The sequence below is a fragment of the Nocardioides aequoreus genome, assembly GCF_000720335.1.
GTDB lineage: Bacteria > Actinomycetota > Actinomycetes > Propionibacteriales > Nocardioidaceae > Marmoricola > Marmoricola aequoreus.
On sequence record NZ_JOJN01000034.1, the window covers coordinates 1 to 741 of the forward strand.

1 protein-coding gene is annotated in these 741 nt (G+C 67.6%); it reads right to left on the minus strand.

Features of this window, described 5'->3' with window-relative positions:
- Positions 1-639: helix-turn-helix domain-containing protein (locus IG63_RS22455; RefSeq protein WP_036196374.1), on the minus strand; the 639-nt coding region annotated here is incomplete at its 3' end.
- Positions 640-741: the final 102 nt, after the last annotated feature.

Here is a 741-nt window from a genome sequence, read left to right on the forward strand (position 1 = left end):
GCAGGCGCCGTTGTCGGTCATCACGGCCCGCACGCTGATCCCGGCTTGTGCGAAGAACGACGTGGCGCGTAGCCAGAACCCGGCGGCGGTCTCCTTGCGTTCATCGGGCAGTTGTTCGGAGTAGGCCAGCCGGGAGTGGTCGTCGACAGCGTGATGGAGATACACGTAGCCGCGTGACGCAGGTGCCCCGGCGCGGGCTGCTCGATCGCTGACCACCTGCGCCCTGCGGTGCTGCACCGATGTGCGGCCGAAGGCACGCCAGCCGCCGCCGTCGGGGATCTTGCCGAGCTTCTTGATGTCGACGTGGACCATCCCGTAGCGGCTCAGGACACGTCCGACCGTGGACCGCGGGACATCGAGGTGGAAGGCGATGCGGTGCGGCCCCCAGCGCCGGGTGTGGCGCAGCTTCACGATCCGGTGCTCAAGATGCAGGCTGCACCGCCGCGGCGAGGTGGCAGGACGCGAGGGCCGGTCGGTCATCGGCTCCCCACGCCGATAGCGGTTCGCCCACTTCGACACCGTGGCCGGCGAGACCTGGAACCGTTCAGCAGCTCGCTGGACCTTCCACTTCTTCTCGACAACCGCGACCGCGAGTCGGCGACGTCCCTCGGGAGTCAGGGGGGCATTAGCGTGGGTCATGAGGACCTCCAGACGGTGGGTTGGTGTGGTAACCCCCCTCCGTACTGGAGGTCCTCGCTATCCGTCTACCGTCCCGCGTTCACAACCTCTGTGGGAACTACA